The sequence below is a fragment of the Microbacterium sp. CGR1 genome (assembly GCF_001266755.1).
GTDB lineage: Bacteria > Actinomycetota > Actinomycetes > Actinomycetales > Microbacteriaceae > Microbacterium.
Genome location: NZ_CP012299.1, coordinates 105333 through 125171, shown reverse-complemented (window position 1 = coordinate 125171; position 19839 = coordinate 105333). Strand labels below are relative to the sequence as shown.

Below are 19839 nucleotides of genomic sequence, written 5' to 3'. Positions count from 1 at the left end.
CGCTGCGCCGCGCCTAGGCGTCGACGGTCTTCTCGGCCGAGACGGGCTCGGGGAAGATCGCGGTGAACAGCTGCCCGACCCACTCGAGCAGCTCGGCCGCCTGCAGCGGTTCGAGGCCGACTCCCACGGCGGCCGGCACGGTGGGCATGGGCACGACGAGGGCCTCACCCCCGGCGACCAGCTTCGCCTTGGGATACAGCCGCTGCAGACGCACCTTGATCGAGTCCTCGAGCCGCGCCGGCGCGATGCGCAGGTTCGATCCCATGACCACCACGTCGGAGAGTCCTGCTCTGGCCGCGCGCCGACGCAGACGTGCGACGGCGATCAGACCCTCGACCTCGTCGGGCGGGGTGCCGTAGCGGTCGGTGAGCTCGTCGATGACGAGGTCGATCGCGTCGTCCTTCGCCGTGGCCGCCGAGGCGGCGGAGAGCTTCTGGTAAGCCTCGAGACGGAGTCGCTCGCTGTCGATGTAGTGCTCGGGAATACGCGCGTCCAGAGGCAGCTCGAGTCGCAGCTCCTGTCCCGACTCGACATCCTCGCCCCGGAACGTCGCGACGGCCTCGCCGATCATCCGAAGGTAGAGATCGAATCCGACGCCGGCGATATGCCCGGCCTGCTCGCCGCCGAGCAGGTTGCCCGCGCCGCGCAGTTCGAGGTCCTTGAGCGCGACCTGCATGCCGGAGCCGAGGTCGTTGTTCACGGCGATCGTCTGGAGTCGGTCAGCCGCCGTCTCGCTCAGCGGCTTCATCTCGTCGTAGAGGAAGTAGGCGTACGCACGCTCGCGACCTCGCCCGACACGTCCGCGCAGCTGATGCAGCTGGCTGAGTCCGTACTTGTCGGCACGGTCGATGATGATCGTGTTCGCGTTCGAGATGTCGAGGCCGGTCTCGATGATCGTCGTCGAGACGAGCACGTCGAACTTGCGCTCCCAGAAGTCGTCGACGACCTGCTCGAGCGCGTGCTCGCCCATCTGACCGTGTGCGACCGCGATGCGCGCCTCGGGCACGAGCTCGGCGAGCTGTGCCGCGACCCGCTGGATCGACTGCACACGGTTGTGCACGAAGAACACCTGTCCCTCGCGCAGGATCTCGCGCCGGATCGCCGCCGCGATCTGCTTGTCGCTGCGGGGGCCGACGAACGAGAGGATCGGATGCCGGTCCTCCGGCGGGGTGGCGAGCGTCGACATCTCGCGGATGCCGGTGACCGCCATCTCGAGCGTGCGCGGGATCGGCGTCGCACTCATCGCGAGGATGTCGACGTTGGTCTTCATCTTCTTGAGGGTGTCCTTGTGCTCGACGCCGAAGCGCTGCTCCTCGTCGATGATCATCAGACCGAGGTCCTTGAACATGACCTGGTCGGTGAGGATGCGATGCGTGCCGATCACCATGTCGACCGTGCCGTCGAGCAGGCCGTCGAGCGTGAGACGAGCCTCCTTGTCGGTCTGGAAGCGGGACAGCGGCCGCACCTTGACCGGGAATCCGGCGAAGCGCTCGGTGAAGGTCTCGAGATGCTGCTTCACGAGAAGCGTGGTCGGCACCAGCATCGCGACCTGTTTGCCGTCCTGGATCGCCTTGAACGCCGCACGCACGGCGACCTCGGTCTTGCCGAACCCGACATCGCCCGAGAGCAGGCGGTCCATCGGGATCGGCCGCTCCATGTCGGCCTTGATCTCGTCGATGGTCTGCAGCTGATCGAGGGTCTCCGCGAACGGGAACGCCTCTTCGAGCTCGCGCTGCCAGGGCGTGTCCGGACCGAAGGCATGCCCCTTGGCGCTCATCCGCGCCGAATACAGCTTGACGAGCTCGACGGCGATGTCGCGCACGGCCTTGCGCGCCTTGCCCTTCGCCTGCGACCAGTCGCTGCCGCCCATCTTCGAGAGCGTGGGGCCCTCGCCGCCGACGTACTTCGAGAGCAGGTCGAGCTGGTCGGTCGGCACGTAGAGCTTGTCGCCCGGGTAGCCGCGCTTCGACGGCGCGTACTCGAGCACGAGGTAGTCGCGCACCGACTTGGTCGCATTGCGGCCGCCCGTGGAGACCTCGCGCTGCGTCATCTCGACGAAGCGGCCGATGCCGTGGGTGTTGTGCACGACGAAGTCGCCCTGTTTGAGCTGCAACGGGTCGACGACGTTCTTGCGACGCGAGGCGAGCTTCTTGACGACCCGCTGGTCGCCGCCGATGGTGCGGCCGTAGAACTCGTTGTCGGTGAGGACGGCGAGCTTCGCCTCGCCGATCTGGAAGCCGGCCTCGACGGACCCTGTGACGAGCGTCGCGACGCCGGTGTCGGGCGCCTCGATGAGCTCGGAGACGATGCGCGCGGCGATGCCGCGGTCGGAGAGCACGTCGCGGGCGCGGTCGACGAGTCCGGCACCGGCGGCGATGACCACCACGCGCCACCCCTCGGCCACCTTGGCGTCGACGAACGAGATCGCTCCGTCGACGTTGCCGTGGAACGACGGGATGACCTGGGCGTCGATGGTCTCGGCGGCCTCGCCACCCATCGCGAACGGGCTCAGCCGCCACCACACGCCGCCACGGTCGCGGACGACCTCGCGCAGTCGGGCGATGGTGAGGAAGTCGCCGGCGCCGAGGTCGATGGGAGCCGATGCGCCGGACGTCGCCGCACTCCAGGCCGCATCGAGGAACTCGCGGTTCGTCTCGCCCAGCGTGATGGCCCGCGCGCTGGAGCGCTCGGGATCGACGACCGCGGTCGCGCTGCCCTCGGGCAGATACTCGGCCAGGGACTTGAGCGGACCGGACACCGCCGGGAGCAGCGACTCCATTCCCTCGACCGGAATGCCCTCTGCCATCTTCTCGAGCATGCCGGCGATCGCCGGGAAGCCGCCGATCAGCGCCCGCGCACGATCGCGCACATCGGGGGTCAGCAGCAGCTCGCGGCTCGGAGGCAGATCGACGCCGTCGACGTCGCCCGGAAGCGAGCGCTGGTCGGCGACGGAGAACGCGCGGATCTGGTCGACCTCATCGCCGAAGAACTCGACGCGGAAGGGATGTTCCGAGATCGCGGGGAAGACGTCGAGGATGCCGCCGCGCACGGCGAACTCGCCGCGACGCGACACCATGTCGACGCGCGAGTAGGCGCGCTCGACCAGCTGCTCGACGACGCGGTCGAGCTCATGACCGCGCGTGCCGGCGCGCAGCTCGAGCGGAGCGATCTCGCCGAGGTTGCCGGCGATGGGCTGGAGCGCTGCTCGTACCGAGGCGACGACGACGAGGGGGTGGTCACCCGACCACTCGGCGACGCGACGGAGGGTCTGCAGTCGCTGACCGACGGTGTCGGGGCTGGGACTCAGCCGCTCATGCGGCAGTGTCTCCCACGCGGGGAAGGTCACGACCTCGGCGTCGGGGATGTAGGCGCCGAGCGCTGCGGCGAGGCTCTCGGCGCGCCGCCCCGTGGGGACGACGGTCAGCAGCGCTGCGGGATGACCTGCGGCGCGGCGCTTCTCGAGCAGGCCGGCGAGCGCCGGCGCGTCGAGGCCGTCGACGAGGCCGAGATCGGCATCGGTCTGCGCCCAGCCGAGGGCGTCACGAAAAAGAGACGCCTCTTCCAAGGCGCGCAGAATCCCCGGAACAGTCACCGGACAAGCCTAGTCGCGGCCGCCGACACCGGGACCGGGAGCCGCCCGCACACGCGTTCTCCGACCCTTAGGATTCCGGGATGGAACCGGTCACCCTCACCACGGACCGCCTCACGCTGCATGTGCCGCACGAGTCGGACATCGACGCGATCGTCGCAGCCTGCCAGGATCCGGAGATCCCGCGGTGGACGACCGTGCCGAGCCCCTACACGCGAGAGCATGCCGCGGACTATGTGCGCCTGATCGGCGAGTGGTGGGCCGACGGGAGCCAGACGATCTGGTGCGCGTATCGCGACGAGGAACTCGTCGCCTCGATCGGGTTGCACCACATCACGCCGCACCACACCGGCGGGCACGCGGAGCTCGGATACTGGGTCACCGCTGCCGCGCGCGGCAACGGCTACCTCGTCGAGGCCGCGCGCGCCGTCGTCGACTGGGGCTTCGACGAGCTCGGTCTCGCACGGCTGGGCTGGCGGGCGGTCGCGGGCAACATCCCGTCGGCACGGTCGGCGAGGGCGCTCGGGTTCCGCTACGAGGGATTCGCACGCCAGGCGCTCACGAGCGAGCGCGGCCGCGACGACGGCTGGTTCGGCGGACTCCTCGCGTCCGACGACCGCACACCGGTCGACTGGCCGGTGCTCTAGTCGCGTGTCCGACCCCGATGGCAGGATGAACGCATGCCGGAGATGCCGGAAGTACAGGGCCTGACCACATTCCTCACCCAGAGCGCGGTGGGGCGGACGATCGTGCGAACCAGCGTGGGCGCGATCGCCGCGCTCAAGACATACGACCCGCCGAACTCCGCACTGCACGGTCAGCAGATCACTGCGGCCTCTCGACGGGGAAAGTTCGTCGTGCTCTCGTGCGGCGACGACCTGCATCTCGTCTTCCACCTGGCCAAGGCGGGCTGGCTGCGCTGGTACGAGACGCTGCCCACGACGCCGATCAAACCCGGCAAGTCACCCATCGCCGTCCGTGTCGGCCTCGACGACGAGAGCGGATTCGACCTCACCGAGGCCGGCACCAAGAAGTCGCTCGCCGTGTATGTCGTGCGCGACCCGCAGGACGTCCCGGGGATCGCCCGGCTCGGGCCCGACCCTCTCGACGAGTCGTTCACCCGGGAGGTCTTCGGCGGTCTGCTCCAGGGGCGGCGCACGCAGATCAAGGGCTTGCTCCGCGATCAGGGCGTGATCGCCGGAATCGGGAATGCCTACTCCGACGAGATCCTGCACGCCGCGCGGATGTCGCCGTACGCGATCGCCGACAAGCTCGACGACGACGAGGTCGATCGCCTGTATGCCGCCATGCAGACGACTCTCGCGGATGCGGTCGCCGAGGCCTCGGGCAAGCCGCCGGCCGACCTCAAAGACGCCAAGCGCCGTGGGATGCAGGTGCATGCCCGTCGTGGCGAGGCCTGCCCCGTGTGCGGCGACACGGTGCGCAGCGTCTTCTTCGCAGATCGCTCGATGGAGTACTGCCCGACGTGCCAGACCGGTGGCAAACCGCTCGCCGATCGCCGGTTGTCACGGCTGCTCAAGTAGCACTTCGACGCGGAATGAAATGCATCCGGATGTGTTGAGTACACTCAGAGCATCAACGTGCTCCGGGGTCGGTGAGAATCCGAACCGGCGGTGACAGTCCGCGAGCGTCTCGGTTCTCCGAGATGCCGATCCGGTGGAATTCCGGGACCGACGGTGGTGCGAGGCCCAGCCTCGCTAGTCCGGAAGGGAGGCAGCACGGTGCGCCGCCGCGCGCGCGTTCTGCCGACGTCTCCCTCGAGGAGATCCCCCGGAGCCTCAGAGAGGACCACGGATGGCAGTGAACGAGGCGGAACGCCGGGCGATGACCCGTGCGCTCGAGCTCGCGACGCTCGGCCCTCGCGGAGTGAACCCGCAGGTCGGCGCCGTCATCCTCTCCCCCGACGGCGAGATCATCGCCGAAGGCTGGCACCACGGTGCCGGAACGCCCCACGCCGAGGTCGATGCCCTCTCGCGACTCTCCGCCGGCGCCGCCGAGGGGGCGACCGCTGTCGTCACCCTCGAACCGTGCAACCACACCGGTCGCACCGGCCCCTGCGCCGTCGCGCTGATCGAGGCCGGCGTCTCGCGTGTCGTCTACGCCCTCGATGATCCGGGAGCCGTCTCGGGCGGCGGGGCCGACCGCCTCCGCTCGGCGGGCGTCAGCGTCGATGCGGGCGAACAGAGCGATGTCGCACACCGCATCATCGACGGCTGGCTCACCGCTCAGCGCCTCGGCCGCCCCCACGTCACCGTGAAGTGGGCGCAGTCCCTCGACGGCCGCGCGGCGGCATCCGACGGCAGCAGCCAGTGGATCACCGGACCTGAAGCCCGCGCGGACGTCCATCGACGTCGCGCTGCGGCCGATGCGATCGTCGTCGGCACAGGCACTCTGCTCTCCGACGATCCCTCGCTGACGGCTCGCGACGGCGAGGCGCTCCATGAACACCAGCCCGTCCCGGTCGTGATCGGCGCGCGCATCACCCCAGACGATGCGGCGATCCGCCGGCATCCGCAGACTCCGCTCTTCTACGACACCCATGATCTGCATGCAGTGCTCGCCGACCTGCACGCTCGCGGCATCCAGAGCGTGTTCATCGAGGGGGGCCCGACGCTCGCGAGCGCCTTCGTCGCCGCGGGGCTCGCCGATCGCGTGCTCGTCTACATCGCACCGGTGCTGCTCGGCGGCGATCGGCTGGCACTGACCGACATCGGCGTCGGGTCCATCGACGCCGCCCGACGACTGACGATCGACCAGTGGCAGCCCCTCGGGTCCGACCTGCTCGCGATCGCTCATCCCGCGCTCACCACCGAAGAAGGAGCCGCCTGATGTTCACCGGAATCATCGAGGAGATCGGCGAGATCACCGCGATCTCGCCCGCCGGAGACGGCTGGCGGCTGACGGTTCGCGCCCCCAAAGCGGTCTCCGACGCCGTGCACGGCGAGTCCATCGCGGTCTCGGGAGTCTGCCTCACCGTCGTCTACTCGACCGGCGACACCTTCGACGCCGACGTCATGAGGCAGACCCTCGACGTGGCTGCTCTGGGCGGCGCATCCGTCGGCACCCGCGTGAACATCGAGAAGGCGATGCCGGTCGGCGCGCGGCTCGGCGGTCACATCGTGCAGGGACATGTCGACGGCGTCGGCGATGTCCTCGACGTGCGACCCGGCGAGCAGTGGAGCGTGCTGCGCATCTCGCTGCCCGACGACCTCGCGCCGCTCGTGGTCGACAAGGGCTCCATCTCGGTCGACGGCACCTCCCTCACCGTGAGCGCGGTCAGCGCTGTCGACGCGGACGCTCACTGGTTCGAGATCTCGCTCATCCCCGAGACTCTCGCCGCCACCACCCTCGGCTCACGCGCGGTCGGCGACCGCGTCAACCTCGAGACCGACATCCTCGCCCGTCACGTCGAGCGTCTGCTGGCGTTCCGGGCAGCACCGGAAGGAGGCTCGCGATGAGCCTTTCCACCATCACCGAAGCCCTCGAGGCCCTTCGCGCAGGGCGCCCCGTGCTCGTCGCAGACGACGAGAACCGCGAGAACGAGGGCGACGTCATCATGTCGGCCGAGCTCGCCACGCCCGAATGGGTGGCATGGACGGTCCGCTGGTCGTCGGGGTTCATCTGCGCGCCGATGCCCGCCGACCTCGCCGACAACCTCAACCTGCAGCCGATGGTGGCCGCCTCCGAGGACGCCCGTTCGACCGCCTACACCGTGAGTGTCGACGCGGCCGAAGGCGTGACCACCGGAATCAGCGCGCACGACCGCGCGCACACGCTGAACGTCCTGGCGAATCCCGATTCGACCGCGACGAGCATCATCCGCCCCGGTCACGTCCTGCCGCTGCGCGCCGTCGACGGCGGAGTGCGCGAGCGCAGCGGCCACACCGAGGCCGCGGTCGATCTGATGAAGCTCGCGGGCCTGCGGCCCGTGGGCGCGATCGCCGAGGTCGTGGCAGAGGACGGCAGCATGATGCGACTGCCCGGACTCATCGAGCTGGGTGCACGCGACGGAGTGCCGGTCATCACGATCGAGCAGCTCATCGCCCACCTCAACGAGGTCGACCCCACCGGCTGGTCGCCCGAACGCGCCAGTCGTCGTGTCAGCCTGCGGGCCGACGCGACCGTGCCGACCACGCACGGGACCTTCCGGTTCCTCGCCTACAAGGACCGGGTGACCGGCACCGATCACATCGCCGTCGTGTCGGGCGAGCCCGGCGAGACCGCCCTCGTGCGCGTGCACTCCGAGTGCCTGACCGGAGAGGCCTTCGGGTCGCTCAAATGCGAATGCGGCCCGCAGCTCGACGCCGCCCTCGACGCGATCGAGCAGGACGGCGGCATCGTCATCTACATGCGCGGCCATGAAGGTCGCGGAATCGGCCTGATTAACAAGCTCCGTGCTTACAGCCTGCAGGAGGAGGGGCTCGACACGGTCGATGCGAATCTCGCACTCGGGCTGCCCGCGGATGCACGGGACTACGCGGCTGCGGCCGGCATCCTCGCCGATCTCGGCGTCTCGAAGGTTCGCCTGTTGACCAACAACACCGACAAGGTGAACCAGCTGCGCACCCTCGGACTCGATGTCGTCGAGCAGGTGCCGCTGATCGTCGGCGTCGGACCGAACAACCATCAGTACCTCGAGACCAAGCGTGACCGCATGGGTCACATCATCGGTGAGGCGGAGCTCGCAGAAGCTCTCGCCGACGGACGGAAGGACGACGCATGAGCGGCGCAGGAGCACCCAAGACCGAGAAGATCGACGGACGAGGCCTGAAGGTCGTCATCGTCGCCGGTACCTGGCACGACGTCATCACGAACGGCCTCATCGCCGGCGCCCAGCGTGTGCTCGATGACGCGGACGCCGACTACCGCCTCGTCCGCGTGCCGGGGTCGTTCGAACTCGCCCTCGCCGCCCAAGCCGCCTTCGCAGGTGGAGCGGATGCCGTCGTCGCACTCGGCGTGATCATCCGCGGAGGCACCCCGCACTTCGAATACGTCTCGGCAGCCACGACCGACGGACTGACGCGGGTCTCGCTCGACGCGGGCAAGCCCGTCGGATTCGGCGTGCTGACGCTCGACGACGAGAAGCAGGGTCTCGACCGCGCCGGACTCGAGGGCTCGAAGGAGGACAAGGGCGCGGAGGCTGCGGATGCCGCGCTGCGCACGGCCCTCCTGGTGCGCTCGCTGCGCGGCTGAGGCCGGCGTTCGCGTGGCTGAGGTCAGCCTGGCCCGGTAGGTCAGCCTGCCCTTGGTGGCGCGCGCGTCCCGCGTGCTCGTACCGTGAGGGCATGGAGACTCTGCGCCACGTCGTTCTGTTCGTCCATCTCATCGGCTTCGCCGTGCTGTTCGGCGCCTGGGCGGTGCAGGCGTTCGGCGGCAGGCGCGAGTTCACGCGCCTGATGAGCATCGGCATGACCATCGCAGCGATCGCGGGTCTCGCCCTCGCCGCTCCGTGGGGTCTGCCGGAGGGCGTCGAGATGAACTACGCCAAGATCGGCACGAAGCTCGTGGTGCTGCTCGCGATCGGTGCGCTCCTCGGCATCGGCACGTCGAAGCAGCGCAAGTCCGGCAGCGTGCCGCCCGCGATGTTCTGGCTCGTCGGCATCCTGACCGCCCTCAACGCGGGCATCGCCGCCATCTGGCGCTGACTCTCCTTCCCTTCCGCCGGATCAGCGGATTCTGACCTCGGACGCATCGATCTCGCGCCGGCGCCCTCGATCGGGAGGGGATCTGCGCACGGGAGGGCGGTGCGAATCCTGCGAACCTCCGAATCGACGATCTCCTCCGTATCGCCGCCACACCGGCGACCGAGAGAGCCGGCTCACCCACGACGGTGGAGGCCCTGAGCGACGGCCCGAAGGATCACGTCCTGCACTTCGGCCCACCGGTTCATGACCTGGTCGTACCCCACCCGGATGACGTGGTACCCCAGGAGCATCACCCGCGCGTCGTGCTCGATGTCGCGAGTTCGCTGCATCCCGACGTGGTGGCCGCCATCGATCTGCAGCACCAGGCACTCCCCGATGAGGAGATCGACGCGATGCCCGGCGATCCAGGTCTGGCGCCGCAGGGGCAGGTCGAGCCACCGGAGCCGCGGCACGACGACCGATTCGAGGCCGGAATCCGAGAACGGCGTCGCCTCGTCGATCAGAGCGCGACCGGATTCCGTCAGCGGGAGACGTCGAAGCATGTCGAGATCGACGAGTCCACGATGCAACGCGGAATTCCAGATCGACAGAGCGGTGTCCCGTGACTGACACCGCGCCACGATGGCGAGGACGTTCTCGATCGGATCCTCGAGGGTTCCAGGGACTCGTGGCACTGCCGGTTTCTCCCAGTGCACATGTCCTGAAACGGCGATGTGTCCGGCGTGCGGTGGTGCCGCGACGTGGGGATCGGCGAGGCCGACATCCCACAGCCCTCTTCTCGTCGCCTGAGTGACGCAGGTGAGTATGACGCCGTCCCGCGCGGCCGCGATGAGCAGCGGGTCGGCATCGCGCGCCGCGACCCAGCCCTTGCGAACTCGGATCAGCTCGCCACGGTCGACGGCTACGCCGATCGCATACCGTGAGACGCCGGTGACGAGCAGATCGCGCACCCGCGCGGCGCCTCGCGCGGCATCCACCATCGGTTTCTTCATCCTCTCCAGAGTGGATGAAAGGCGCACTCTCACCTCGAGAATGACTGCCCTGAGCCGCGAGTCGGGGAAAGACTCGCGCGTCCGCCATCCGTGCAGAAGCCCCGCGTCCTCATCGCGTGCGTCGATTCGGAGGAGATCTGCACAGGGGAGGTCGATGTGCGTCGTGTAACCCTCCGAATCGAGGATCCCCTCCCCATCGTCGAGGAGCTGGGGAGAGGGGGGAAGCTGGGCCGAGGTGGGAAGCTGGGCCGAGCGGGCGAGCTGGGCCGAGGAGGCGAGCCGAAGTGAGGGAGGCGCGCGAGAGGATGCCGGAGTCAGCGCGCGAGAGGATGCCGGAGTCAGCGCGCGGCGCGCGGCGGGGCCGAGCTCTCGCGCACGATGAGCTCGGTGCCGACGAGCGGCGTCTGACTGCGCTCTCCCCCATCGAGCTCGGCGAGGAGGGCGTCGACCGCGAGAGCGCCGACCTTCTCGGGATGCTGCTGCACCGTGGTCAGCGGCGGCCACAGTTGGGCGGCATCCGGCAGGCCGTCGAACCCGACCACGCTGACGTCGCCGGGAATGTCTCGACCGGCCTCGCGGAATGCCCGCACGACGCCGATCGCCATCTGGTCGTTCGCCGCGAACACGGCGGTGACGCGGTCGTCGTCACGCAGGCGGAGCCCGGCGCGATAGCCGGATTCGGCTGACCAGTCGCCCTGCAGCGGATCGGGTGCCTCGATGCCGCGCTCCACGAGAGTCGAGCGCCAGGACTCGCGTCGACGCTCTGCGGAGTAGGACTTCGCCGGTCCTGCGACGTGCCAGACGGTCTCATGGCCGAGGTCGAGCAGGTGCTCGGTCGCGAGGCGCGCCCCCTGAGCCTGATCCGTGTCGACGAAGGGGTGAGTCGTGCCGCGGTTCGAGTCGACGAGCACGACGGGCAGACCGTCGGGGATCTCGACCTCGGCCTCGTCGAGCTGATGCGCCTCGATCACGATGATGATCCCGTCGACGGCATGCTCCTCCAGGCGGCGGAAGGCTCCCGCGACGGTGTCGCGGGCACTCGACTCGACGGGGATGAGGGTGAGGGCGTATCCCATCTGCGAGGCGCGCACCGCGATCGCATCGAGTGTGCGCTGGTTGCCGTACGAGCTGAAGGAGAACATGATGACGCCGATCGCCCGGAATCGGCCCGATCGCAGCGCACGAGCCGCGCTGTTGGGCCGGTAGCCGAGCCGCTGCATGGCGTCTTCGACGCGCTCCCTGGTGGCGGCGCCGACGTAGCCGCGCGCGTTCACGACGCGCGACACGGTTTGTCCGGAGACGCCGGCCTCGCGGGCCACGTCCTCCATGGAGGGGTCTCGCCGCCGCTGCGGCGGCTCTGCCGACTGTACCGAGGTCACGAGCACTCATCCATTCATGTGTTGACGTTGACACACTAGCAGTGCATCGAATATGTTGACGTTGACACACGGCGCCGTGAGCGCCCGATCTCTAAGAAGGTTCTCGTCAATGACGACTCAAGATTCCGCAGCCCTGGCGGACCACGGCATCCGCCGGCGCGAGAAGCGCGACTGGAAGGGATGGGCCTTCGTCGGCCCGTTCATGGTCGTCTTCGCCCTGGTCTTCCTGACCCCGCTCGCCTACGCGCTCTACCTCAGCTTCTTCCAGGAGAAGCTGATCGGCGGCACGGCGTTCGTCGGGTTCGACAACTACGTCCGCGCGCTCACCGACCCGCAGTTCTGGGAGGCGTTCGGCCGCGTGGTGCTGTTCCTCGTGGTGCAGGTGCCGATCATGCTCGTCCTGGCGCTGGCCGCGGCGCTCGCCCTCGACAGCGCACGCCTGCGCGGCGCATCGTTCTTCCGCATCCTGATCTTCCTGCCGTACGCGGTGCCCGCGGTCGTCGCGGTGCTCATGTGGGGGTACATCTACGGCGACCAGTTCGGTCTGACGTCGAACTTCAACGACTTCCTCGGCAGCGACCTCATCACGCCCTTCGCCCGGGAGTGGATCCTGGTCTCGATCGGCAACATCGTGACCTGGCAGTTCGTCGGCTACAACATGCTGATCTTCTACTCGTCGCTGAAGACCATCCCCACCGACATGTACGAGGCGGCGTCGCTCGACGGCGCGGGTGCCTGGCGCACGATCTTCTCGATCAAGATCCCCTCGGTGCGCGGTGCTCTCGTGATCGCCACGATCTTCTCGATCATCGGCAGCTTCCAGCTCTTCAACGAACCCAACATCCTGCGGCCCCTGGCTCCGAACGTGATCACGACGTACTTCACCCCCAACATGTACGCGTACAACCTCTCGTTCGCCGGACAGCAGTTCAACTACGCCGCGACGATCGCCATCATCATGGGCGTCATCACCGCAGCGATCGCCTACGTCGTGCAGCTGCGCGGCTCGAAGTCGGAGGTGCGCTGACATGGCACTCCCCCTCGCCCGTCCCTCGCAGAAGCGCCACGATCTGATGAATCCGCGCAAGTCGAAGATCCTGCTGATCGTCATGGTGATGTACGCCCTGTACACACTGGTGCCGCTCGTCTGGCTGCTGTTCAGCTCGACCAAGACGCAGTCCGGGCTGTTCAGCTCGTTCGGGCTCTGGTTCTCCGACGACTTCGCATTCGTCGACAACCTGGTGGCGACCTTCTCGTATCAGGACGGCATCTTCCTGCGCTGGCTCGGCAACACGCTGCTCTACGTCGTGGTCGGCGCCGGAGGCGCGACGCTGCTCGCCACCATGGCCGGCTACGGCCTGGCGAAGTACCGCTTCCCCGGCCGGCGCGCGGTGTTCGCCGTCGTGCTCGGCGCGGTCGCCGTGCCGGGCACCGCCCTCGCCGTGCCGACCTTCCTGCTCTTCAGCGAGCTCGGGCTCACGAACACCCCGTGGGCGGTGATCATCCCCTCGCTGATCAGCCCGTTCGGCCTGTACCTGATCTGGGTGTTCGCGTCGGAGTCCGTGCCGACCGAGCTGCTGGAAGCGGCGCGCATCGACGGCGCCGGAGAGTTCCGCACCTTCTTCACGATCTCGATGCGACTGCTCGCACCGGGCATCGTGACGGTGACCCTGTTCACCGTGGTCGCGACGTGGAACAACTACTTCCTGCCGCTGATCATGCTGTCCGACCCCGCCTGGTACCCGCTCACCGTCGGCCTGAACCAGTGGAGCGCTCAGACGATCGGCGCCGGATCTCAGCCGATCTACAACCTGGTGATCATGGGCTCCCTCCTCACCATCATCCCGATCGTCATCGCCTTCCTGCTGCTGCAGAGGTTCTGGCAGTCAGGTCTCACCGCCGGAAGCGTCAAGCAGTAGCCTCCGGCACCCTCCGCACCGCCCCCCTGTCGGTCCGACGCTGGACCGCACCCCCGAAAGGACACAGCAATGAAGCACCTTCCCTCACCCGCCGCACGGCGCACCCTCACGGTGCTCGCGGCCGGAACCGTGGCAGCGCTGGCGCTGGCCGGCTGCAGCACCGGCGACTCCGGCTCCGGCGGCAGCGCTGCCGGCGACGGCTCGTTCGACTCCGTCGAGGCCGCTCTCGAGAAGGGCGGCGAGATCACGTACTGGTCGTGGACCCCCTCCGCCGAGGCTCAGGTCGAGGCGTTCGAGAAGGAGTACCCGAACGTCAAGGTGAACGTGGTCAACGCGGGCACCAACAACGAGGAGTACACCAAGCTGCAGAACGCGATCAAGGCGGGCTCCGGCGCCCCCGACGTCGTGCAGATGGAGTACTACGCCTTCCCGCAGTTCGCCCTGACGGATGCCTTCGTCGACCTCTCGCAGTACGGCTTCGCCGACTTCGAGGACGACTACACCGCCTCGACCTGGAACTCCGTCACCGACGGCGACGCGATCTACGGCCTGCCGCAGGACTCCGGCCCCATGGCGCTCTTCTACAACAAGGCTGTGTTCGACGCCGCCGGCGTCGCCGTGCCCACCACGTGGGACGAGTACTACGAGGCGGCGAAGGCGATCCACGCCGCGAACCCCGACGCCTACATCACGAACGACACCGGCGACGCGGGCTTCGCGACCTCGATGATCTGGCAGGCCGGCGGCAAGCCGTTCGAGACGTCGGGCACCGACGTCACGATCGACCTGCAGGACGACGGATCGAAGAAGTGGACCGAGAACTGGAACCGCCTCGTCGAGGAGGACCTGCTCGCGCCCTACGGCAGCTGGAGCGACGAGTGGTTCCGCGCTCTCGGCGACGGCAGCCTCGCGACCCTCGTGATCGGCGCCTGGATGCCGGGCAACCTGATCACGGGCGCCCCCGACGGTGCCGGTGACTGGCGCGTCGCTCCGATGCCGACCTACGACGGCACCCCGGCGACCGCGGAGAACGGCGGCGGCGGCCAGGCCGTGACCACGCAGAGCAAGAACCCGGCACTCGCCGCCGGATTCCTGTGGTGGCTGAACAACTCGGAGGAGAGCATCTCGACGTTCCTCGAGTCCGGCGGATTCCCGTCGACGACCGCCGAGCTGTCGAGCGAGGAGTTCCTCGCCGACGCGCCCGAGTACTTCGGCGGCCAGAAGATCAACGAGGTCCTCGCCGCAGCGGCCGACGACGTGGTCGAGGGCTGGAGCTACCTGCCCTACCAGGTCTACGGCAACAGCATCTTCGGAGACACCGTGGGCCAGTCGTACCAGAACGGCACCGACCTGAACGAGGGCCTCATGACCTGGCAGGACGCGCTGGTCGAGTACGGCAACTCGCAGGGCTTCGCCGTCAACAAGTAATCGCACGTCCGGGCCGGACGGGGACTCGCTCTCCGTCCGGCCCTCCCCATCGAAAGCACCTCATCGTGACCTCCTTCTCCATCGGCGAGACAGACTTCCTCCGCGCCGGGCTCCCCCACCAGGTGATCTCCGGTGCCATCCACTACTTCCGGGTGCACCCCGACCAGTGGCAGGACCGCATCCGCAAGGCCCGTCTGATGGGACTCAACACGATCGAGACCTACGTCGCATGGAACGCTCACGAGCCTCGGCGCGGCGAGTGGGATGCCACGGGCTGGAACGACCTGGGCCGGTTCCTCGACCTGATCCAGGCGGAGGGCATGGATGCGATCGTGCGGCCCGGCCCCTACATCTGCGCCGAGTGGCACAACGGCGGGCTGCCGAACTGGCTCACCGCCGGCGAGCGCGAGCTGCGCTCCTCCGAGCCGACGTTCCTCGCCGATGTCAGCGACTACCTCCGCCGGGTCTACGACATCGTCGCGCCCCGGCAGATCGACCGTGGCGGCTCGGTCGTGCTCGTGCAGATCGAGAACGAGTACGGCGCGTACGGCTCGGACAAGGACTACCTCGAGGCGCTCGTCGCCCTCACCCGAGAAGCCGGTATCACCGTGCCCCTCACCACGGTCGACCAGCCGACCGATCGGATGCTGGCAGACGGCAGCCTCCCCGAGCTGCACAAGACCGGATCCTTCGGATCGCGCAGCGCCGAGCGCCTCGCCACCCTGCGCGCCCACCAGCCCACCGGCCCCCTGATGTGCTCCGAGTTCTGGGACGGCTGGTTCGACTGGTGGGGCGGCGTGCATCACACGACCGACGTGGACACCGCCGCCGCCGATCTCGACGAACTGCTGGCCGCGGGGGCCTCGGTGAACATCTACATGTTCCACGGCGGCACGAACTTCGGTCTCACGAACGGTGCCAACCACAAGGGCCGTTACCTGCCGATCGTCACGTCATACGACTACGACGCGCCTCTCGACGAGGCCGGCAACCCGACCGCGAAGTTCTTCGCCTTCCGCGACGTCATCGCGAAGTACGCGCCCGTCCCCGACGAGCTGCCCGCCGCGGCCACCGCGGCACCGATCTTCTCCGTGCCGCTGAAGCCGGCGGGATCATGGACGGATGCCGCGGCATCGACGCCCGCATCCGCAGTTCCGCGGACATTCGACGAGCTGGAACACCTGAGCGCTCTGGTCCGCTACGACGTCGAGCTTCCCGAAGGTCGCGGCGGTCTGCTCGTGCTCGACGAGGTGCGCGACCTCGCCTGGGTGAGCGTCGACGGCCAGCCCGTCGCCACGCTCTCCCGCACGCGTCACGACCGTTCCCTGCGGATTCCCGCAGGACGGACGCTCAGCATCCTCGTCGAGGAGGGCGGCCGCGTGAACTACGACCACCGACTCGGCGAGCAGAAGGGTCTGATCGGCGTTCCTGCCCTCGACGGCACGCCGCTGACCGGCTGGCACTCGACCGCGCTGGACGTCGCAGGGATCGCGGCGGAGATCGGCTCCAGCGGCGGGAACACGTCGAGCGGCCCGGGAAGCGCACCCTCTGCGTGGGTCGCAGACTTCGCGCTCGACTCCGCCGCCGACCTGTTCCTCGACACCGTTGCCTGGAGCAAGGGCTATGCGTTCGTCAACGGGTTCTTCCTCGGACGGTACTGGCGCAACGGGCCGCAGCGCACCCTCTTCGTGCCGGCCCCGGCGACGCGAGCGGGAGACAACCGGCTCATCGTGCTCGAGTTGGAGCAGCTGCTCGCGCCCACGGCCGACTTCGTGCCGGCGCTCGCTCTCGGCGACACCGAGGAATAGATCACAGGCACGGGCATCCGCCCAGTACCGTGTGTCTGTGCCGCGCCGAAGATTCTCCACCCCCACGCCCGCTGCGCGCGCCCGTCATGCGAAGCGGCGCCGGGGCCGGGTGGCCAGAGCGGACAACGACCTCACCGCCGAGCAGTGGGCCTCGCTGCAGGAGGCCTGGGGCGGATGTGCGTACTGCGGAGCGGGCGACATCGCGCTCCAACGCGACTGCGTGATGCCGATCTCCCGCGGCGGTCGCTACACCGTCGAGAACGTGGTGCCCGCGTGCGGGTCCTGCAACGCGAGCAAGCGCAACGACGAGGTCACGTCGTGGCTCCGACGCAAGCGACTCGACGAACGCGCCTTCCTCAGCCGGTATGACGCCATTCTCCGCGACCTGCGCCCGACCGACTGATCGGGCCCGTCACCCGCTGCGGCGGGACTTCCAGACGGCCGCGGTGAGGTGCGCGGCGTCGGCCCGGGTGATGCTCTGCCAGTTGCGACCGCCCCGCGCGAACGACTCGTGCACGCCGGACGGCACCGCGGCCGGCTCCACCGGACGATCGAGCCAGTCGCACGCGCGCACGTGCACGAGGTCGACTGCACGGGCTTCGCCCGACGCGTCGTAGCGCCAGGGCCCGGCGATCCGGCCGAGCCACAGCAGTCCGTCGACGTCGCGCGTCCAGACGAACGACCCCTCGGAAACCGAGGAGAACCTCTCGAGCCTGCGCGCCGCCCGCTCACCGAAGGCGGCATCGACTGCGGCGAGCGCGTCGGCCGGCGACTCCGGGATGCGGTCGAGGCGACCTCCCACTCCGCAGACCCCGATCCGCAGCGCGCGCTCGACCGCGAGCCCCTCGCGCACCCCGTCGTCGCGCGACCGCATCGGGGCGCGGTACGCCGCGGGAACCTCGATGTCGTCGCCCGCGCGAGGTGCGGTGGTCATGCGAGCGGCACCAGCGTGGCGTCGACCCGTGCGCCGTCGATCGCGACCGACATCATCGTGCAGACGGGCTGCCTGCGGCGGTCGGTCGGCGACCCCGGGTTCAGCAGGCGCATCCCGGATGGGGCGACGGTGTCCCACGGGATGTGGGAGTGGCCGAACACGAGCAGGTCGACGCCCGGGAACGCCGCATCCATCCGCTCCTCGCGCCGCTGCTTCGGTCCGGTCTCGTGCACCACGGCGACCTCGACGTCCTCGACCGTCAGCCGTGCGATCTCGGGCAGTCGCTCTCGCAGCGCGGGGCCGTCGTTGTTCCCGTGGACGCCGACGAGCAGCCGCGACCGGGACTCGAGCAGATCCAGCGTCGCGAGGTCGATCCAGTCCCCCGCGTGCACGACGATGTCGGCGTCGTCGACCGCTCGCAGCACCGCGTCGGGAAGTCGCTTCGCACGGGCGGGCACATGCGTATCGGCGATCAGCAGCAGTCTCGTCGTCACGGTTCTCCGTCTCGGGTGGGCACGGGCATCCGCCTCCGACTCTACGCACGCGGTCCAGCGGGATGTCACACGCACCCAGCAAACGTTCAGGAAGGCGTAGGATCTCTCGGTGCCTTGGTATACCGGGCCATGGATCTAAGGAGCTGTATGAGTACGTCCACCGCCCCCGCGAACCCGCGTTCGCGTGTCATCACGGCGAGCCTGGTCGGCACCACGATCGAGTTCTACGACTTCTACGCCTATGCGACAGCGGCCGTGCTCGTGTTCCCCGTGCTGTTCTTCCCCACCGGCAACGACACCACGTCGCTGCTGTCATCGTTCGCCGTGTTCGGCGCCGCCATGGTCGCCCGCCCCATCGGCGCGGTCGTCTTCGGCCACTTCGGCGACAAGTTCGGACGCAAGGCGACGCTCGTCGCCTCGCTGCTCACGATGGGCATCGCGACCTTCATCATCGGCCTCCTTCCCACGTTCCAGCAGATCGGCTGGTGGGCGGCACTGCTGCTGCTGATCCTGCGCCTCGCTCAGGGCTTCGCCCTCGGCGGCGAGTGGTCGGGTGCCGCGCTGGTCGCCACCGAGAACGCTCCGGCCGGCAAGCGCGCCTGGTACGGCACGTTCCCGCAGCTGGGCGCACCGCTCGGCTTCATCATCGCCAACTTCCTCTTCCTCGGCATCAACTGGCTGCTTCCCCACGCCGACAACCCCGCGCTGAAGTCCGAGGCCTTCCTGTCGTGGGGCTGGCGCATCCCGTTCCTGTTCTCGGCCGTCATGGTCATCATCGGCCTGTGGGTGCGTCTGAAGCTCGTCGAGTCCGACACCTTCAAGAAGGCCGAGAAGAAGGGGGCGATCCGCAAGCTGCCCCTCGCGACCGTGTTCCGCCACCACTGGAAGCAGCTGATCCTCGGCACGTTCATCATGCTGGCGACGTACGTGCTGTTCTACCTGATGACCAACTTCACCCTCGCGTACGGCACCAAGCCGGCCACGCTCGAGACGGCGTCCGCCGCCGCTCAGGCCGCTGCCGAGGCGACGGGCAAGGACTTCGACGCGTCGGCCTTCGCCGCGCAGTTCTATCCGGGACTCGGGTTCGCCTACACGGACTTCGTGCTCATGCAGATCGTCGGCGTCGTGTTCTTCGGCATCTTCACCCTGCTCTCCGGTCCCATCGCCGACACGATCGGGCGTCGCAAGCTGCTGCTGTGGGTCACCGGGCTCATCATCGTGTTCGGCTTCACGTTCAACGCGTTCCTGCTCCCCGCGATGGACCCGAAGTTCACGGGCGCCCTCGCGCAGGCGTTCCTCGTGTTCGGGTTCATGCTCATGGGCGCGACGTTCGGTCCGATGGGAGCGCTGCTGCCCGAGCTCTTCCCGACGAACGTCCGCTACACGGGATCCGCGATCTCCTACAACGTCTCGTCGATCCTCGGCGCAGCCGTCGCTCCGCTCATCGCGCTCTGGCTCTGGGAGCTCGGCGACGGCGCTCCGTGGCTGGTGGGACTGTACCTGTCGGCGATGGGCGTGCTGACCTTCATCGCGCTCCTGCTGTCGAAGGAGACCAAGGACAACGACTACGAATCGGATCTCGGAGTCGCGGCCGCCGTCGAACTCTGACGCGCTCGTCCACACGAAGGGC

General features: G+C 68.6%; 18 protein-coding genes and 1 riboswitch. Of the genes, 13 read left to right on the top strand and 5 right to left on the bottom strand.

The window, feature by feature from the left end:
• Nucleotides 1-13: 13 nt before the first annotated feature.
• Entirely contained in the window at nucleotides 14-3592 is a 3579-nt protein-coding gene (mfd, locus tag AKG07_RS00560) for a transcription-repair coupling factor (RefSeq protein ID WP_053095490.1), read from the bottom strand.
• A gap of 80 nt (nucleotides 3593-3672) precedes the next feature.
• On the opposite strand from mfd, the gene AKG07_RS00555 reads away from it, so the two are divergent.
• The 7 genes from AKG07_RS00555 (at nucleotide 3673) to AKG07_RS00525 (ending at nucleotide 9255) form a co-directional block, all read left to right on the top strand.
• Nucleotides 3673-4236 carry a GNAT family N-acetyltransferase gene (locus AKG07_RS00555; RefSeq protein WP_053095489.1) on the top strand — a complete coding sequence of 188 codons (564 nt, stop codon included), beginning with the start codon at nucleotides 3673-3675 and terminating at the stop codon, nucleotides 4234-4236.
• 33 nt (nucleotides 4237-4269) lie between these two features.
• Nucleotides 4270-5133, top strand: coding sequence for an Fpg/Nei family DNA glycosylase (locus AKG07_RS00550; protein WP_053095488.1), 864 nt, complete (start codon nucleotides 4270-4272; stop codon nucleotides 5131-5133).
• Nucleotides 5134-5187: 54 nt separating this feature from the next.
• Nucleotides 5188-5333: riboswitch (FMN riboswitch) on the top strand.
• Nucleotides 5334-5404: 71 nt separating this feature from the next.
• Nucleotides 5405-6439, top strand: coding sequence for a bifunctional diaminohydroxyphosphoribosylaminopyrimidine deaminase/5-amino-6-(5-phosphoribosylamino)uracil reductase RibD (ribD, locus tag AKG07_RS00545; protein ID WP_053095487.1), 1035 nt, complete (start codon nucleotides 5405-5407; stop codon nucleotides 6437-6439).
• Entirely contained in the window at nucleotides 6439-7068 is a 630-nt protein-coding gene (locus AKG07_RS00540) for a riboflavin synthase (protein WP_053095486.1), read from the top strand. The genes ribD and AKG07_RS00540 overlap by 1 nt, the downstream gene beginning before the upstream one ends.
• Nucleotides 7065-8333 carry a bifunctional 3,4-dihydroxy-2-butanone-4-phosphate synthase/GTP cyclohydrolase II gene (locus tag AKG07_RS00535; RefSeq protein ID WP_053095485.1) on the top strand — a complete coding sequence of 423 codons (1269 nt, stop codon included), beginning with the start codon at nucleotides 7065-7067 and terminating at the stop codon, nucleotides 8331-8333. The genes AKG07_RS00540 and AKG07_RS00535 overlap by 4 nt, the downstream gene beginning before the upstream one ends.
• Nucleotides 8330-8803 carry a 6,7-dimethyl-8-ribityllumazine synthase gene (gene ribH, locus AKG07_RS00530; protein ID WP_053095484.1) on the top strand — a complete coding sequence of 158 codons (474 nt, stop codon included), beginning with the start codon at nucleotides 8330-8332 and terminating at the stop codon, nucleotides 8801-8803. The genes AKG07_RS00535 and ribH overlap by 4 nt, the downstream gene beginning before the upstream one ends.
• 92 nt (nucleotides 8804-8895) lie before the next feature.
• Nucleotides 8896-9255 carry a hypothetical protein gene (locus AKG07_RS00525; protein ID WP_053095483.1) on the top strand — a complete coding sequence of 120 codons (360 nt, stop codon included), beginning with the start codon at nucleotides 8896-8898 and terminating at the stop codon, nucleotides 9253-9255.
• A gap of 173 nt (nucleotides 9256-9428) precedes the next feature.
• Here the strand turns inward: AKG07_RS00525 and AKG07_RS00520 are convergent, their stop codons facing one another.
• Both AKG07_RS00520 and AKG07_RS00510 read right to left on the bottom strand, forming a co-directional pair.
• Nucleotides 9429-10247, bottom strand: coding sequence for a DUF559 domain-containing protein (locus AKG07_RS00520; protein WP_053095482.1), 819 nt, complete (start codon nucleotides 10245-10247; stop codon nucleotides 9429-9431).
• 338 nt (nucleotides 10248-10585) lie between these two features.
• Nucleotides 10586-11575: a LacI family DNA-binding transcriptional regulator gene (locus AKG07_RS00510; RefSeq protein WP_082297761.1), complete on the bottom strand. Its 990-nt coding sequence runs from the start codon at nucleotides 11573-11575 to the stop codon at nucleotides 10586-10588.
• A 160-nt stretch (nucleotides 11576-11735) separates the two neighbouring features.
• Between AKG07_RS00510 and AKG07_RS00505 the strand changes: the two genes are divergently transcribed.
• The 5 genes from AKG07_RS00505 to AKG07_RS17600 all read left to right on the top strand — a co-directional run bounded on the left by AKG07_RS00505 (nucleotide 11736) and on the right by AKG07_RS17600 (nucleotide 17184).
• A complete protein-coding gene (locus AKG07_RS00505) occupies nucleotides 11736-12653 on the top strand; it encodes a carbohydrate ABC transporter permease (protein ID WP_053095480.1) in 918 nt (305 codons plus the stop codon).
• Nucleotides 12654-12699: 46 nt separating this feature from the next.
• Nucleotides 12700-13545, top strand: coding sequence for a carbohydrate ABC transporter permease (locus AKG07_RS00500; RefSeq protein WP_053099034.1), 846 nt, complete (start codon nucleotides 12700-12702; stop codon nucleotides 13543-13545).
• A 69-nt stretch (nucleotides 13546-13614) separates the two neighbouring features.
• Nucleotides 13615-14973, top strand: a complete 1359-nt coding sequence (locus AKG07_RS00495) for an ABC transporter substrate-binding protein (RefSeq protein ID WP_053095479.1) — start codon at nucleotides 13615-13617, stop codon at nucleotides 14971-14973.
• Between the two features lie 65 nt (nucleotides 14974-15038).
• On the top strand, nucleotides 15039-16781 hold the full coding sequence (locus tag AKG07_RS00490; protein ID WP_053095478.1) for a glycoside hydrolase family 35 protein: 1743 nt from the start codon (nucleotides 15039-15041) through the stop codon (nucleotides 16779-16781).
• 37 nt (nucleotides 16782-16818) lie between these two features.
• A complete protein-coding gene (locus AKG07_RS17600) occupies nucleotides 16819-17184 on the top strand; it encodes an HNH endonuclease (RefSeq protein WP_053099033.1) in 366 nt (121 codons plus the stop codon).
• Between the two features lie 9 nt (nucleotides 17185-17193).
• On the opposite strand, the gene AKG07_RS00480 is transcribed toward AKG07_RS17600, so the two are convergent.
• Together AKG07_RS00480 and AKG07_RS00475 are read right to left on the bottom strand one after the other, a co-directional pair.
• Nucleotides 17194-17715: a hypothetical protein gene (locus AKG07_RS00480; RefSeq protein WP_053095477.1), complete on the bottom strand. Its 522-nt coding sequence runs from the start codon at nucleotides 17713-17715 to the stop codon at nucleotides 17194-17196.
• Nucleotides 17712-18209: a metallophosphoesterase family protein gene (locus tag AKG07_RS00475; RefSeq protein ID WP_053095476.1), complete on the bottom strand. Its 498-nt coding sequence runs from the start codon at nucleotides 18207-18209 to the stop codon at nucleotides 17712-17714. The genes AKG07_RS00480 and AKG07_RS00475 overlap by 4 nt, the downstream gene beginning before the upstream one ends.
• Before the next feature lie 147 nt (nucleotides 18210-18356).
• Here AKG07_RS00475 and AKG07_RS00470 point away from each other — a divergent pair, with 147 nt between their 5' ends.
• Nucleotides 18357-19817 carry an MFS transporter gene (locus tag AKG07_RS00470; protein WP_053095475.1) on the top strand — a complete coding sequence of 487 codons (1461 nt, stop codon included), beginning with the start codon at nucleotides 18357-18359 and terminating at the stop codon, nucleotides 19815-19817.
• Nucleotides 19818-19839 lie beyond the last annotated feature (22 nt).

Coding starts and splice junctions, on each gene's coding strand:
- AKG07_RS00555 (WP_053095489.1), top strand. CDS start 3,673: ATGGAACCGGTCACCCTCACCACGGACCGCCTCACGCTGCATGTGCCG.
- AKG07_RS00550 (WP_053095488.1), top strand. CDS start 4,270: ATGCCGGAGATGCCGGAAGTACAGGGCCTGACCACATTCCTCACCCAG.
- ribD (WP_053095487.1), top strand. CDS start 5,405: ATGGCAGTGAACGAGGCGGAACGCCGGGCGATGACCCGTGCGCTCGAG.
- AKG07_RS00540 (WP_053095486.1), top strand. CDS start 6,439: ATGTTCACCGGAATCATCGAGGAGATCGGCGAGATCACCGCGATCTCG.
- AKG07_RS00535 (WP_053095485.1), top strand. CDS start 7,065: ATGAGCCTTTCCACCATCACCGAAGCCCTCGAGGCCCTTCGCGCAGGG.
- ribH (WP_053095484.1), top strand. CDS start 8,330: ATGAGCGGCGCAGGAGCACCCAAGACCGAGAAGATCGACGGACGAGGC.
- AKG07_RS00525 (WP_053095483.1), top strand. CDS start 8,896: ATGGAGACTCTGCGCCACGTCGTTCTGTTCGTCCATCTCATCGGCTTC.
- AKG07_RS00520 (WP_053095482.1), bottom strand. CDS start 10,247: ATGAAGAAACCGATGGTGGATGCCGCGCGAGGCGCCGCGCGGGTGCGC.
- AKG07_RS00510 (WP_082297761.1), bottom strand. CDS start 11,575: ATGGAGGACGTGGCCCGCGAGGCCGGCGTCTCCGGACAAACCGTGTCG.
- AKG07_RS00505 (WP_053095480.1), top strand. CDS start 11,736: ATGACGACTCAAGATTCCGCAGCCCTGGCGGACCACGGCATCCGCCGG.
- AKG07_RS00500 (WP_053099034.1), top strand. CDS start 12,700: ATGAATCCGCGCAAGTCGAAGATCCTGCTGATCGTCATGGTGATGTAC.
- AKG07_RS00495 (WP_053095479.1), top strand. CDS start 13,615: ATGAAGCACCTTCCCTCACCCGCCGCACGGCGCACCCTCACGGTGCTC.
- AKG07_RS00480 (WP_053095477.1), bottom strand. CDS start 17,715: ATGACCACCGCACCTCGCGCGGGCGACGACATCGAGGTTCCCGCGGCG.
- AKG07_RS00470 (WP_053095475.1), top strand. CDS start 18,357: ATGAGTACGTCCACCGCCCCCGCGAACCCGCGTTCGCGTGTCATCACG.